The organism is Agrobacterium sp. ES01, assembly GCF_050320885.1.
Classification (GTDB): domain Bacteria; phylum Pseudomonadota; class Alphaproteobacteria; order Rhizobiales; family Rhizobiaceae; genus Allorhizobium.
In genome coordinates, this window is the sequence record NZ_JBNQTH010000005.1 from 295,812 (window position 1) to 309,601 (window position 13,790).

Annotated in this window: 10 protein-coding genes and 1 tRNA gene; 6 read left to right on the top strand and 5 right to left on the bottom strand. The window is 57.5% G+C overall.

Annotated features, from left to right (window positions below; genetic code table 11):
* Nucleotides 1-17: 17 nt before the first annotated feature.
* Both ACQQ2Q_RS16620 and ACQQ2Q_RS16625 read right to left on the bottom strand, forming a co-directional pair.
* Complete coding sequence (locus ACQQ2Q_RS16620; protein ID WP_428188221.1) at nt 18-1,943, bottom strand: autotransporter assembly complex protein TamA; 1,926 nt, start codon at nt 1,941-1,943, stop codon at nt 18-20.
* Between the two features lie 165 nt (nt 1,944-2,108).
* Nucleotides 2,109-2,372, bottom strand: coding sequence for a YMGG-like glycine zipper-containing protein (locus ACQQ2Q_RS16625; RefSeq protein ID WP_428188222.1), 264 nt, complete (start codon nt 2,370-2,372; stop codon nt 2,109-2,111).
* Nucleotides 2,373-2,668: 296 nt separating this feature from the next.
* On the opposite strand from ACQQ2Q_RS16625, the gene ACQQ2Q_RS16630 reads away from it, so the two are divergent.
* The 4 genes from ACQQ2Q_RS16630 to hemA all read left to right on the top strand — a co-directional run bounded on the left by ACQQ2Q_RS16630 (nt 2,669) and on the right by hemA (nt 7,861).
* On the top strand, nt 2,669-3,157 hold the full coding sequence (locus ACQQ2Q_RS16630) for a (2Fe-2S)-binding protein (protein ID WP_428188223.1): 489 nt from the start codon (nt 2,669-2,671) through the stop codon (nt 3,155-3,157).
* A 108-nt stretch (nt 3,158-3,265) separates the two neighbouring features.
* Nucleotides 3,266-5,614, top strand: coding sequence for a xanthine dehydrogenase family protein molybdopterin-binding subunit (locus ACQQ2Q_RS16635; protein ID WP_428188224.1), 2,349 nt, complete (start codon nt 3,266-3,268; stop codon nt 5,612-5,614).
* 15 nt (nt 5,615-5,629) lie between these two features.
* On the top strand, nt 5,630-6,424 hold the full coding sequence (locus ACQQ2Q_RS16640; protein ID WP_428188225.1) for an FAD binding domain-containing protein: 795 nt from the start codon (nt 5,630-5,632) through the stop codon (nt 6,422-6,424).
* A 222-nt stretch (nt 6,425-6,646) separates the two neighbouring features.
* Complete coding sequence (hemA, locus tag ACQQ2Q_RS16645) at nt 6,647-7,861, top strand: 5-aminolevulinate synthase (RefSeq protein WP_428188226.1); 1,215 nt, start codon at nt 6,647-6,649, stop codon at nt 7,859-7,861.
* Between the two features lie 54 nt (nt 7,862-7,915).
* On the opposite strand, the gene dxr is transcribed toward hemA, so the two are convergent.
* Nucleotides 7,916-9,100, bottom strand: a complete 1,185-nt coding sequence (dxr, locus tag ACQQ2Q_RS16650; protein ID WP_428188227.1) for a 1-deoxy-D-xylulose-5-phosphate reductoisomerase — start codon at nt 9,098-9,100, stop codon at nt 7,916-7,918.
* A 184-nt stretch (nt 9,101-9,284) separates the two neighbouring features.
* Here dxr and ACQQ2Q_RS16655 point away from each other — a divergent pair, with 184 nt between their 5' ends.
* Complete coding sequence (locus ACQQ2Q_RS16655; protein ID WP_428188228.1) at nt 9,285-11,135, top strand: heavy metal translocating P-type ATPase; 1,851 nt, start codon at nt 9,285-9,287, stop codon at nt 11,133-11,135.
* A 32-nt stretch (nt 11,136-11,167) separates the two neighbouring features.
* Here ACQQ2Q_RS16655 and ACQQ2Q_RS16660 read toward each other — a convergent pair.
* Nucleotides 11,168-11,244 (bottom strand) — tRNA-Arg (locus tag ACQQ2Q_RS16660).
* 85 nt (nt 11,245-11,329) lie between these two features.
* Nucleotides 11,330-12,493, bottom strand: coding sequence for a M20 aminoacylase family protein (locus ACQQ2Q_RS16665; protein ID WP_428188229.1), 1,164 nt, complete (start codon nt 12,491-12,493; stop codon nt 11,330-11,332).
* 176 nt (nt 12,494-12,669) lie between these two features.
* Between ACQQ2Q_RS16665 and ACQQ2Q_RS16670 the strand changes: the two genes are divergently transcribed.
* A complete protein-coding gene (locus tag ACQQ2Q_RS16670) occupies nt 12,670-13,758 on the top strand; it encodes a D-alanyl-D-alanine carboxypeptidase family protein (RefSeq protein WP_428188230.1) in 1,089 nt (362 codons plus the stop codon).
* The last annotated feature ends 32 nt before the right edge of the window (nt 13,759-13,790 follow it).

The window sequence follows — 13,790 nt, forward strand, 5'->3', positions numbered from 1 at the left end:
GTTCGCTGCTGATTGGCCTAAAAGCTCTGGCCTATGCCGGCATAGATCCCGTATTTGCTGCCGCCGTCATAAGGATTGAGAGGCATTGCAACGTCGAGCCGGATCGGTCCGAAGGGTGTAGCATAGCGCAAGCCTATGCCCGCACCGAGGCGAATATCTGAGAAATCAGGGATATTTGAGGCAGTCACGCTGCCGGCGTCAACAAAAGGGACGATACCAATCGAATCTGTCACCTTGATGCGGGCTTCAAACGACGCCAAAGCATAAGATCGCCCGCCGGTTGCGTCGCCGGCCCCATTGTAAGGGGAGATTTCCTCAAACGCATATCCGCGAACCGATCCGCCCCCACCGGCAAAGAAACGGCGATCTGCGGGAATGGCTGCGAGGGTATCGCCGCCTATCAGGGTCCCCGCATCCAGCTTGCCCGCGAGAACAAGTCGATCTTCTGCGCCCAGCGATTGATAGCCGGCGATAGACCCCTCGAAGGACGAGAATAAAGCGCCGCCATTGATCTCGTAGCTTGGAGTTGCCGATATCGAGGCGCGGTAGCCTTCTGTCGGATCAAGTGTGCTGTCTCGGGTGTCGCGCACATATTCGAAAGGGGTTGAAAAGGTTAGATAATCATTCGAGCCGAATGCGTCATCAATGTCTGACCAGCGTAGAGAGACGCCACCTGACACCGTATCGACATCGGTAAGTTCATAGGCGAGCGATGTCTGCGCTGTGACCGCTGTCAGATCGTAAGAAGTTGTGTTGGCTGTCGAAGCCTTGACGCTGGCGCTCAACGTTGCAGCCGGAAAGAAGGCCCCGGGTTTTGTGAACGTGATGCCGGCCGAATAGTCGAGATCACCAAGTTCCGTGGTATTGCCGAGCCTGTCCACCGAGCCTTCGATGCGGAGTGCTTCGGCCTGACCGAAGAGATTCCTGTGGCCCCAATAACCCTGGATACCGAAGCCGTCGATGCTGGAAACCGTGGCGCCGACGCCGAAATAGCGTTGCTTGCCTTCTGAAACAGCAATCTCGATCGGCAATTCACCCTCAGGTGACAGTCGGTCAGCCTGCTTCAGGTTGACGCTCGAAAAGACGCCGAGCTTGCGCAGCCGCTCTGATGCCTTGTTGAGCTTCTGCGGAGAATAGGTTTGGCCTTGCCTCAAGCGAGAGTAACGCTCGATGAACGCGGCATTGACAGCCTTGCTGCCGGACACAGTGATGACGCCAAGTGGTGCCTGTGGGCCGCTGTCTGCAGCAATCATGACATCGACCGTTTGTGTGTCGTGATTTGCAATGACATCGCGGCTTGTTATTTGCGCCAGAGGTCGGCCCTGTTGCTTCAGATCGGTGACGATCTGTTCGGCAGCTTTCAGGATGACGAGCGATCCGGCGGCCCCGCCCGAGACGAGGTCATAGTTTTCCGGGTCAAGGGAAGCGGCATCATCCACCAGGCTGATCTTGCCCAATGTGAAGGTCGGGCCAGGTTCAATCTTGACCGTAACGGGAACAGGCCTGTTGCCGGAGAAGTCTGGATTGGGCGGCAGCTGGTCGACCGGTATGCCGTTGACGGCGACATTGACCACACCGCCATAGCGCGCGTTTTCGTAGAGCGCTGCAATCAAGCGATCACGGTCGTCGCGCGCGCGGATAACAAGACCAAGGTCTCCTGATACGGGTTCGTCAGAGTTCTGGTACAGGAGCGATGTGTTCTCCAGCGCTTCCTGCAGCTTGCTGTCGGTTGTTCCCGTTTCGAAGGTCAGGGTGAATGAAACAGGATTGATGACCTGCTCTTCCTTCTTGTCGTCACCGAAAATATGGATGCCGAAAAGCTCGAACGCGTATGCATTCGGCGTGTGGGCGGGAAAAGCTGCAGCAATTGCTGCGACCGTCAAGACGGTGCCTGCTTTCCGAAACGCTGTACTGATATTCGGCTGTGTCGATAAAATCGGCATGCGCAGTAGTTTCTTCCGTCGCAACAGTCGTCGGTCCGGCAACCGGGTTAGCTAAGATTTTATCTTATACGAAACCGCACCGGCAGGATATCCCGACTTTCGCTAACATATTGTGTCGATGCTCAGGAGCACTGGGTTGCGCACCAGTGCTCCTCAGTCGTTCGATCAGTAGCCGCGTGGGCAAGAGTCGATGTAGCGACGACCGTAGCGGTCGCGGTAGTAGCATTGACCCGGCTGCTCGGAAACGCGACCGAGTACAGCACCGGCAACGCCGCCGATCGCTGCGCCAACTGCGGCACCACGGACATTGCCTGTCGCAAGGCCGCCGATGACGGCGCCAGATGCGGCGCCAATGGATGCGCCCTTTTCCGTCTGCGTGCAGCTTGCCGCAAGCAAGCCCGTCAAGACGAGCGCCAGAACTATCTTCATAACTCTTCTCCTGTTAAGCGAAACCATTGAGAGGTTTTATCATTCAGTGCTTGCCTGCTTTTCCAGCAAGGCTCCTCCTGTATATTTAAGCATATCGTCGAAAACGTGAAAGTCCACGCACACATTTGAGCGTGGTCGAATTGTCCGTTTTTTTGTCTCGATGTGATGCGTGTTGCCCCGCAATTTGCTGCGGTGCGGGAACTAATTAGCGACAATGCCTAAAACTTCATGTTGATCCCGGGATCAAAAAGTCAAATGATGCCTCTGTGTCAGGGAGAGACACGAGGAGGAACATAATGACGAAAGTAACGCTGACGGTGAATGGCCGGACAGTGAGTGGCGACTGCGAGGACCGCACGCTGCTTGTTCAATTCATCAGGGAAAATCTAGCTCTGACCGGCACGCATGTGGGTTGCGATACCACACAATGCGGCGCCTGTGTTGTTCATATGGATGGAAAGTCCGTGAAGAGCTGTTCCATTCTGGCGGTTCAGGCTTCCGGTTCCACGATCACGACGATCGAAGGCTTAGCCGGTTCCGGAGAGCTGCATCCGGTCCAGGCCGCCTTCAAGGAGCATCACGGCTTACAATGCGGTTTCTGCACACCCGGCATGGTTATGGCAGCAGTCGATATGATTGATCGCCACGGTGGCAACCTCGATGAAGCGACCGTGCGCCGAGAGCTCGAAGGCAATATCTGTCGATGCACCGGTTATCACAATATCGTTAAGGCCATTCTTGCCGCCAATGCCGAGATGTCCAATAGCCGTCAGGCTGCCGAATAAGCCAGCCGGCAGTTGAACGCGGTTGGCATCGTCGCATCTGCGCAGCCATCCCGCCTCACGCTGCCCACTGTCACAAGCCTAAATCCTGTTTCTCTGGAGGAGAAGACAATGGGTGTTGAAGGAATCGGCGCGCGTGTGGCGCGCAAGGAAGATAAGCGTTTTCTAACCGGCAAGGGCCGTTATACCGACGATATGAGTGTTGCGGGCATGAAATATGCCTATTTCGTGCGGTCTCCCTATGCGCATGCCAAGATCAAGAGCATCGATCTTTCGGCTGCCAAGGCCATGCCCGGCGTCATCGACGTTCTGGAAGGCAAGCAGCTTCTGGCGGATGGCATCGGCAATCTCATCTGTGGATGGATGATCCACTCCAAAGATGGCTCGCCGATGAATATGGGTGCATGGCGGCCGCTCGCGCATGACACTGTTCGCTATGTCGGCGATGCGGTTGCCATCGTCATTGCCGACAGCGTTGGCCAAGCGCGCGACGCCGGTGAAGTTGTCTCCATTGACTATGAAGAGTTGCCGGTGGTGACCGACGCTATTTCGGCCATGGAAAGCGGCGCGCCGCAGATCCATCCGGAAGCACCAAACAATCTGATCTATGACTGGGAGATCGGGGACGGTAGCGCAACCGACAAGGCTCTTTCGGAAGCCGCGCACATCACCGAGATCGAGATCCACAATAACCGTCTGTCCCCGAACCCCATGGAGCCCCGTGCGACGCTTGGCATCTATGATTCCGCGGAAGACCACTACACCTGCTATACCACCAGCCAGAACCCGCATGTGGCACGGTTGGTAATGAGTGCCTTCTACAATGTCGCGCCGGAAAACAAGCTGCGCGTCATTGCGCCGGATGTCGGCGGCGGTTTCGGATCGAAGATCTACATCTATCCGGAAGAAATCGTCTGTCTCTGGGCATCGATGAAAACCGGCGTGCCGGTCAAATGGACATCTGATCGCACGGAAGCCTTTCTTACCGATGCCCATGGTCGCGATCACGTTTCCAAGGTGAAGATGGGTTTTGATAAAGACAACCGCATGATCGCCTTGAAGGTCGATACTGTCGCCAATCTGGGCGCCTATATGTCGCTGTTCTCCTCGTCGGTGCCGACATATCTCTATGCCACGCTACTTTCAGGACAGTATGAAATTCCGGCCATTCATTGCAATGTGCGCACAGTCTACACCAATACGGTTCCGGTGGATGCCTATCGCGGCGCGGGCCGTCCGGAGGCGACATATCTCCTTGAGCGAACGGTCGAAACGGCTGCGCGTGAACTGGGCGTGTCACCGGCGGAACTCAGACGGCAAAACTTCATCCGCAGCTTCCCCTACCAAACGCCTGTGATCATGAATTATGACGCGGGTGATTACGAAGCCTCTCTCAATGCTGCGATGTCTGCTGCCGACTGGAACGGGTTTGCCAGCCGGCGGGAAGAGGCTGAAAAGCGCGGCAAAAAGCGCGGCATCGGCATGAGCTGCTACATCGAAGCCTGCGGTATTGCGCCGTCACAGGCGGTTGGTTCGCTCGGTGCCGGTGTGGGGCTGTGGGAATCAGCGGAGGTCCGTGTCAACGCGGTTGGTACTGTCGAAGTGCTGACAGGTTCGCATAGCCATGGCCAGGGGCATGAAACCACATTTGCCCAGTTGGTGGCCGAACGGATTGGTGTGCCTCTGGACAGTATTTCCATCGTTCATGGGGATACCGACAAAGTACAGATGGGGATGGGGACCTATGGCTCGCGCTCAGGTGCTGTCGGTATGTCCGCCATCGTCAAGGCGCTGGACAAGGTCGAGGCGAAAGCCAAGAAGATTGCAGCGCATCTTATGGAAGCCGACGAAAGCGATATCGTCATCGAAAATGGCGAGTTGAAGGTCGCCGGCACCGACAAGTCTCTCCCGTGGTTCCAGGTGGCACTGGCTGCCTATACCGCCCACAATCTCCCGGCCGGCATGGAGCCAGGTTTGAAGGAAGGGGCGTTCTACGATCCGACCAACTTCACTTTCCCTGCCGGGTGCTACATCTGCGAGGTCGAAGTTGATCCGGAGACGGGCAAGACAGAGATCGTCCAGTTTGTTGCGGCAGATGATTTCGGCAACATCATCAACCCCATGATCGTCGAAGGGCAGGTTCATGGCGGGATCGCTCAAGGGATTGGCCAGGCCATGCTGGAAGGGGTTCGCTACGATCCGCGGACCGGCCAGCTATTGACGGCCAGTTTCATGGACTACGCCATGCCGAGAGCGGATGATCTGCCGTCCTTCGAGGTTTCCCATCAATGCACGCCTTGTCCCGGCAATCCGCTCGGCATCAAGGGGTGCGGGGAGGCGGGTGCCATCGGCTCACCGCCGGCGCTGATCAATGCCATTACAGACGCGATCGGCACCAATGCGCTCAACATGCCAGCCACGCCGCTTGCGGTGTGGAACGCAATCCAGGCAAGAAATTGAGGGGAGGACGGGACAATGTATGCAACTAGCTATCACCGTCCATCATCGGTTGAAGATGCAGCCAGGCTGCTATCGGGCTCCGAAGATGCGAAATATCTCGCCGGCGGTCAGACCTTGATCGCCACAATGAAGCAACGTTTGGCGGAGCCTAGTGACCTTGTCGATCTACGACATGTCGATTCGATGAAGGGTATCAAGGTCGAAGGGCGCCGTGTGACCATCGGCGCTGCCACCACCCATGCGGAGGTCGCGGCATCGGCAGAACTTCGTGCCGCCTGTCCAGCGATCTGCGATCTCGCAAGCCTGATCGGTGATCCGCATGTACGGCATATGGGAACCATTGGCGGCTCTCTTGCCAACAATGACCCCGCCGCGGACTATCCAGCTGCGGTTCTGGGCCTTGGTGCAACGCTGGTCACCAATCAGCGGCAGATCGCCGCTGATGACTTCTTCGAAGGACTGTTCGATACGGCCCTGGAAGAGGGTGAAATCATCACGGCGATCACCTTCGAGGCACCGGATAAGGCGGGTTATGCGAAATTTGCCAATCCCGCATCCCGATTCGCGATGACCGGTGTGTTCGTGGCCAAGGCTGGCGGGAACGTCAGGGTTGCTGTCACCGGGGCGGGATCGGAAGGGGTGTTTCGTGTTTCGGAAATGGAAGCAGCGCTTTCCTCGCAATGGTCGGCGGATGTGCTTTCATCGATTTCCGTCGATCCATCAAACCTTATGGCTGACATGCATGCCAGCGCCGAATATCGCGCAAACCTAATCAAAGTTATGGCAAGACGCGCTGTAATGGCGGCCTAGGGCTGTTGTCTGAGCAAACTGGCGGAAAAAGGGCGGCGCAGCTGCCCTTTTTCACTTCCGCTTGATGCAAGTCAAATTTAAGGTGATTCGCATAAGCTAGTAGTCAAAATGGAAGTCGCGAAAATTTGTACCATTTGTCGCACTTTAGAGCGATTCCATCTGGAAGGGGTTGACCGCGCGCGCGGGTGATCCCAAAAGGAACGCCTTAGCTGGAGTTTGGCAATGGATTTCGAAGCGTTTTTCAAGAGCGAACTGGATGGTCTTCACGACGAAGGCCGCTACCGGGTGTTCGCTGAACTTGAGCGCCAGAAGGGGAATTTTCCCCGCGCGACGCGTTATACTGAAGATGGTTCGCACGATGTGACCGTTTGGTGTTCCAACGACTATCTCGGCATGGGGCAGAACCCGCAAGTGATCGAGGCGATGAAAGCAACGATTGATCACTGTGGCGCGGGTGCGGGAGGCACCCGGAATATTTCTGGCACCAACCACCATCACGTTCTTCTCGAGCGCGAATTGGCCGATCTGCATGGTAAGGAATCGGCACTGATCTTCACGTCCGGTTATGTCTCCAACTGGGCAGCGCTCGGTACGCTCGGCCAGAAGATCCCGGGCCTCATCATATTTTCCGATGCTTTGAACCACGCTTCGATGATCGAGGGCATTCGCTATGCAAAATGCGATCGCGTCATCTGGAAGCACAATGACCTGAAAGATCTGGAAGCAAAGCTTGCTGCCGCTGATCCCAAGGCACCGAAGATGATCGCGTTTGAATCCGTCTATTCGATGGATGGCGACATTGCGCCAATCAAGGAGATCTGCGATCTCGCTGACAAATATGGTGCCATGACCTATCTGGACGAAGTGCATGCCGTTGGCATGTATGGTCCGCGCGGCGGCGGTATTGCTGAGCGCGAAGGATTGATGGACCGTGTCACTGTTATCGAGGGAACGCTCGGCAAGGCGTTTGGTGTCATGGGCGGTTATATCACTGCCTCAACCGCGCTTTGCGACTTTGTCCGTTCCTTTGCATCCGGCTTCATCTTCACCACCGCATTGCCGCCGGCACTGGCTGCGGGCGCGGTGGCCTCGATTCAGCACCTGAAGACAAGCCAGATCGAGCGTTTCGCCCATCAGGAACGTGTCCGTCGGCTGCGTTCGCTGCTGGATTCACGCGGCATCCCGCATATGGACAATCCAAGCCACATCGTTCCGGTGATGGTTGGAGATGCGGCCAAGTGCAAATGGATCTCGGACATCCTGCTCGACAATTTCAATGTCTATGTGCAGCCGATCAATTATCCGACTGTGCCGCGCAAGACCGAGCGTTTGCGCATTACGCCGACGCCGTTGCATAGCGATGCGGATATGGATCAGCTCGTCAGCGCTCTTCATTCGCTGTGGTCGCAATGTGCGCTTGCGCGCGCAGTTGCCTGAGGCATCGCCAATCATTGACGTTTTCGAAAACCGCCTGCTTGTCAGGCGGTTTTTTCATATATGCTTGATGAAACCGCTTGCCCGGTGACGGGCTTCTTCGTCCGTTTTGTAGACATCATCGATCGATGATGCCGGTGGATGGCCCACCATCGCTTCCATGACCTTCTCGGCGATGCCGGCCATGTCGAGAAAGCCGATATCGCCAGTGACGAAGGCATCGAAGGCGGTTTCCTCTGCCGCATTCATGATTGCCCCTTGCAAGCCGCCACGCTCCATGGCGACGCGTGCAAGGCGCAGTGCCGGGAAGCGATCCTCGTCCGGCGCTTCGAAATCCAGGCGGGAAAGTTTTGTAAAGTCCAATCGCTCCACCGGAAGGCCGGGGCGGCTTGGATAGGTTAGCGCATAACCGATGGCGGTGCGCATGTCCGGGGCGCCAAGCTGGGCGAGAACAGAGCCATCTGCATAGCCCACCATGGAGTGAATGATCGATTGCGGATGAACGACCACCTCGATCTGATCGGACGTCACCCCGAAGAGATGTTTGGCTTCGATCATCTCCAACGCCTTGTTGAACATGGAGGCGCTGCCGACAGATATTTTGAGCCCCATGGACCAGTTGGGGTGCGTGCGTGCCGACTGGACGGTCACATCCCGCATCTGTTCGCGGGTGTAGGCGCGAAATGGGCCGCCGGACGCTGTCAGGATAATTCGTTCCAGTGCGTGGCGCTGATTATTGTCAAGGCACTGAAAGATTGCGCTGTGTTCGCTGTCTACGGGGATGAGTTTGCCACCGCCAGCTTTCACGGCGTCGACAAACAGATCTCCACCGGAGACAAGGCATTCCTTGTTGGCAAGCGCGATGGTGGCGCCACGGGCAGCGGCCGCAAGGGTCGGCGCAAGACCGGCGGTTCCAACGATTGCGGCCATGACCCATTCTGCGTCGAGTTCGGCTGCTTCCTTCAGACCGCTTTTTCCCGCTGCGACATCGGTTTTCGTTCCCGACAACGCATCCTTCAGCGCCATATACTGGCTCTCGTCTGCAGTCACCGCGAGTCTCGCGCCTGTCGTTCTTGCCTGCTCTGCCAGAAGCTCGATATTGGCATGACCGGTGACGGCCATGACCTCGAACTGATCGCTGCCGCCCAGGTGATCGATCACATCGAGCGTGTTCACACCGATCGAGCCGGTCGAGCCGAAAACGCTGAGACGGCGCGGTGGATTGTTGGCGGTCAACTTCATGAGATCCGGCAATTGCTTAAGTTGTAGATGCGTCTACAAGGGAAATAGCCGGTCAGCAACCCTTGGTTCATGACAGGCACGAGAGTGGAACGTTGATAGCCATGTCGCAAGTCGTGCCCTCCACGTTTAGCACGCAATGTCGTCTCAGGCTTGGGCACGGTTCCACGGCTTTGAAAGATGGCCGATGTCTGTAAGCGACGTTTTCTTACGTCACCTGTGGCTGGCACTCGCCGGCCTGACATTTCTTGCGCTGGGCGCTGGCATTGCCTTCTACCTGGCTGATCGTGCGGTTTTTGCCGAGAGGCTCTGGTTTGGCGGTGCTGCACTCGTCCTTGCAGCCCTCACATTTGAAGTGGTTCGTTCGCTGGTTCAGGGCCGGTTTGGCGTTGATATCATCGCAGGGCTGTCCATCTCTGCAGCCTTGGTGTTTGGCGAGCCGCTCGCAGCGATCATCGTTGCACTGATGTATGCCGGTGGACAGCAGCTGGAGAGTTTTGCCGAGGGCAGGGCGCGCCGGGAAATGACTGGTCTTCTCGGTCGGGTTCCACATGTGGCCATGCGTTATGACGATGATCGGCTTATTGAAGTTTCAATCGACAGCCTCGTGCCCGGCGACAAGGTTCTGGTTCGCCAGGGTGAGGTGATCCCCGTCGATGGAACGCTTTCCGGTGATCGTGCCGATATCGATATGTCAGCCCTCACAGGTGAGCCTCTGCCTGTTCGCTTCAATGCGCGTGACGACATAGCCAGCGGTGGTGTGTCCGTGGGTGCGGCCTTCGATCTCGTCGTTACGAGGCCTGCTGCAGCCAGTACCTATGCCAATATCGTGCGACTGGTGGAGGGTGCCCAGGCGAGCCGCGCTCCGATCATGAGGCTGGCAGACCGCTATGCAATCTGGTTTCTGGTCGCAACATTACTGGTTGCTTCCGCTGCCTGGTACTGGTCCGGCGACGAACTGAGGGCCCTCTCTGTGCTGGTCGTTGCCACACCTTGCCCTTTGATCCTTGCCGTGCCGGTCGCTGTCATATCGGGAATGTCCCGGCTCGCCTCGCTTGGTCTGCTGGTCAAGACAGGCGGCGCGCTGGAAGCGCTGGCCAGTGTCCGTATTGCGGTCATGGACAAGACCGGCACGTTGACCAGCGGTGAGGCAGGCATTGTGGAGACCCGGGTGATGCCCGGCATAGACCCGCAAGAGATGACGCGCCTTGCCGCATCGCTTGACCAGGCATCCAATCATCCAAGCGCTGTCATGCTCGTGCGGGCCGCCAGCCGTCTGGGCCTCGTGCTTGATTCGCCAGCTTCGGCAACGGAGACGCCGGGAAATGGCATTGCCGGATCCGTTGACGGTCATCAGCTTGTCGTTGGCGGAAGCGATTTCGTTGAAATGAATTGCGAGGGTAGCAATTTCCGGGCATTGGCCGCGAACAGACCTTTGGGAACGGCCGTGGTTGCCGTCGCACTTGACGGCAAGCCCGCAGGTGTCCTGCTTTTGTCCGACATGCCGAGGCCGGAAGCAAAGTCGGTGATTGCGGCGCTTCACAAGGCAGGGATCGAGCGCATCATATTGGCGTCGGGCGACCGGGAGGATGTGACGCGGTCAGTGGGCGAGGTGCTTGGCATCACCAGCATTCACGGAGATCTGACGCCGGCTCGCAAGGTCGAGATCGTTCTGGAAGCCCGACGCGAGGGACCGGTGATGATGGTCGGAGACGGTGTCAATGATGCTCCGGCGCTCGCTGCTGCGGATGTCGGCATTGCGATGGGGGCACATGGTTCAGCGGCATCGTCGGAAGCTGCCGATGCCGTCCTGCTTGTTGACGATCTCGGTCGTCTTGCCGCCGGATTGCGGGTTGCATCGCGTACGAAGATGATCGCCCGGCAGAGTGTTGTCGCGGGGATCGGTCTTTCACAGGTGGCCATGATCTTTGCAGCGCTCGGCTATCTGCCGCCCGTGCAGGGTGCGTTGCTCCAGGAGTTGATCGATGTAGCGGTCATCTTCAATGCCTTGCGTGCGCTACAGGTGCCTGCCGACTGAAGTGTCGCCTCAATTTCAAGCCTAGTGAGAAATGGTGATCCCGACGCGATTCGAACGCGTGACCCCCAGATTAGGAATCTGGTGCTCTATCCTGCTGAGCTACGGGACCACTTGGCGACATCCTTACAAAAGCAGAAGCGGCAAGCCAAGCCTCATGGGTGAAAAAACAATTCGGCACCCACTGCGCCTGCTGCTCAATCCGTCAGTCGTTGCTCGGCAAGCTTCACCCAATAGGAGACGCCATAGGCAATTGCTGCGTCGTTGAAGTCATAGGCCTGATTGTGCAGGCCTGCAGTGTCGCCGTTGCCGATCATGATATAGGCGCCCGGTCGCGCCTGGAGCATGAAGGCGAAGTCTTCACCGGCCATGGAGGCATCCACTTCGGTGTTGACGTTTGATGGGCCGACGACGTTGATTGCCGCCTTTGCCGCGTGATCTGTCTCGTCCGGATGGTTCACCGTTACCGGGCATGCGCGTTCATATTCGAATACGATCTCTGCGCCGTTGGCGGCTGCAATCCCATGGGCGATCTCGCCAATACGCTTCTCGGCCAGGCTGCGCACTTTTTCATCCAGCGAACGGACGGTGCCTCCGAGGTGAGCATCTTCGGGAATGATGTTGTGCGCGGTGCCGGCATGGAAGGTGGTGACCGAAACAACGACAGAACGCAGCGGATTGGCATTGCGCGCGGCAATGACCTGCAGCGCGCCGACGATCTGCGATCCGATGACAATAGGGTCGACCGTGTTGTGCGGTTCTGCCCCGTGGCCGCCTCTGCCCTTTACCAGGATGTTGAACTTGTCGGGTGCCGCCATGATGCCGCCCTTCCTGATGGCAAAGGTACCCACCGGCATGCCCGGCATATTGTGCATGCCGTAGACTTCCTCGATGCCGAACTGCTCCATCAAACCATCTTCGACCATGGCAAGCGCGCCACGTCCGCCTTCTTCTGCAGGCTGGAAGATGACGATGACCTTGCCGTTGAAATTGCGAGTCTCGGCCAGATATTTTGCGGCGCCAAGCAGCATGGATGTGTGGCCGTCATGTCCGCAGGCGTGCATTCGGCCCGCAGTCTTGGATGCCCAGGGCTTGCCGGTCATTTCCTCAAGCGGCAGAGCGTCCATGTCCGCGCGCAGACCGATTGCGCGATTTCCCGGTGCCCGACCGTGAATGACACCGACGACGCCCGTCCGCCCGAGACCAGTGACAACCTCGTCAACACCGAATTCCTTGAGCTTTTCCTCGACAAAGGCTGCGGTGTTATGCACCTCGTAGAGAATTTCCGGATTTTGGTGGAGATGGTGACGCCATTGGGTCAGTTCGGCCTGCAATTCAGCGGCGCGATTCAATATGGGCATGAATGAAAGTCCTGTAGATGACAGAGATGTGTAATTTAGCGGTTGAATGACAGATTGTCCGCTCCATAATTGACCTAATTCACCGCCTTTGCCATTCCATCCGCGTTGGACATGCTAAGAGCGGTTTGCAATTTCCATATCCTGAAGCGGGAGGACCATTCGTGCAAGGCAATAAGATGAGATCTTTACCGTCCATCGGCCGTCTGTTGATCAGCGGCACAATTGCGGTTCTGATCGCCACCGGCGCACCCCTTGCCGCTTATGCCAATCCGAAGATGGTGATCGATGTCAACAGCGGACGGGTGATCGAGCATGAGGATGCCTTTCGCAAATGGTATCCTGCATCGCTCACCAAGCTCATGACGGCCTATACGGTGTTCCGCGCCATCAAGCAGCGCCAGGTGGGGCTGGATACGATTGTGACTATGAGCCAGAAAGCGTCCGCGCAACCGGCGAGCAAGATGTATTTCAAGCCCGGCTCGCAGATGACGCTCGACAGTGCTCTGAAGATCATGCTGGTGAAATCTGCCAACGACGTGGCGGTGGCCATTGCCGAGACGGTTGGCGGATCTCTCGATAATTTCGTCGGGCGTATGAACGGTGAGGCCGCAAGGCTCGGCATGCGTTCGTCTCGCTTCGTCAATCCCAACGGATTGCCGGGCAGTGGCCAGTATACGACAGCGCGGGACCTTGCCGTGCTGGCAATGGCCATTCGTCGCGAATTTCCGCAATATGCCGGCTATTTTTCGCTGGAGGGTATCAACACTGGCAAGCGCAGTTATCCCAACTACAATCTGCTGATCGGGCGTTTCGACGGCGCGGATGGCATGAAAACCGGTTACATCTGCGCCTCCGGCTTCAATCAGGTGTCATCGGCGACGCGGCGCGGACGCACTGTGATCTCCGTTGTGCTCGGAGCAGATAGTCTTGGCGAACGCGCGGACCTTTCTGCCGAACTGCTGCAAAAGGGCCTGACGACCTCTGCCGGCGGCGTGCCGCTGCAGTCGCTGGCACCTTATGGGGCCGGCCGCGATGCTGTCGCCGATATCAGTGCGCAGATCTGTAATCCGAAGGCCCGCGCCGAACGCAGCGAAGGGCGCGACGAGGAAGGCCGCATGGTGGTGCATTCTCCCTATATTCAGGAAATGAACCATCCGCCACGGACCGTCTTTGCCGGTCTCCTTGCCGGGAGCGGCGCTGCTGCATCCGCGGGCAAGCCTGAGATCGCCAATGTTCCGATCCCCATTCCGCGACCAACATTCTAAAAGTCGTTATCCATAACCATAAGGGAGAACTC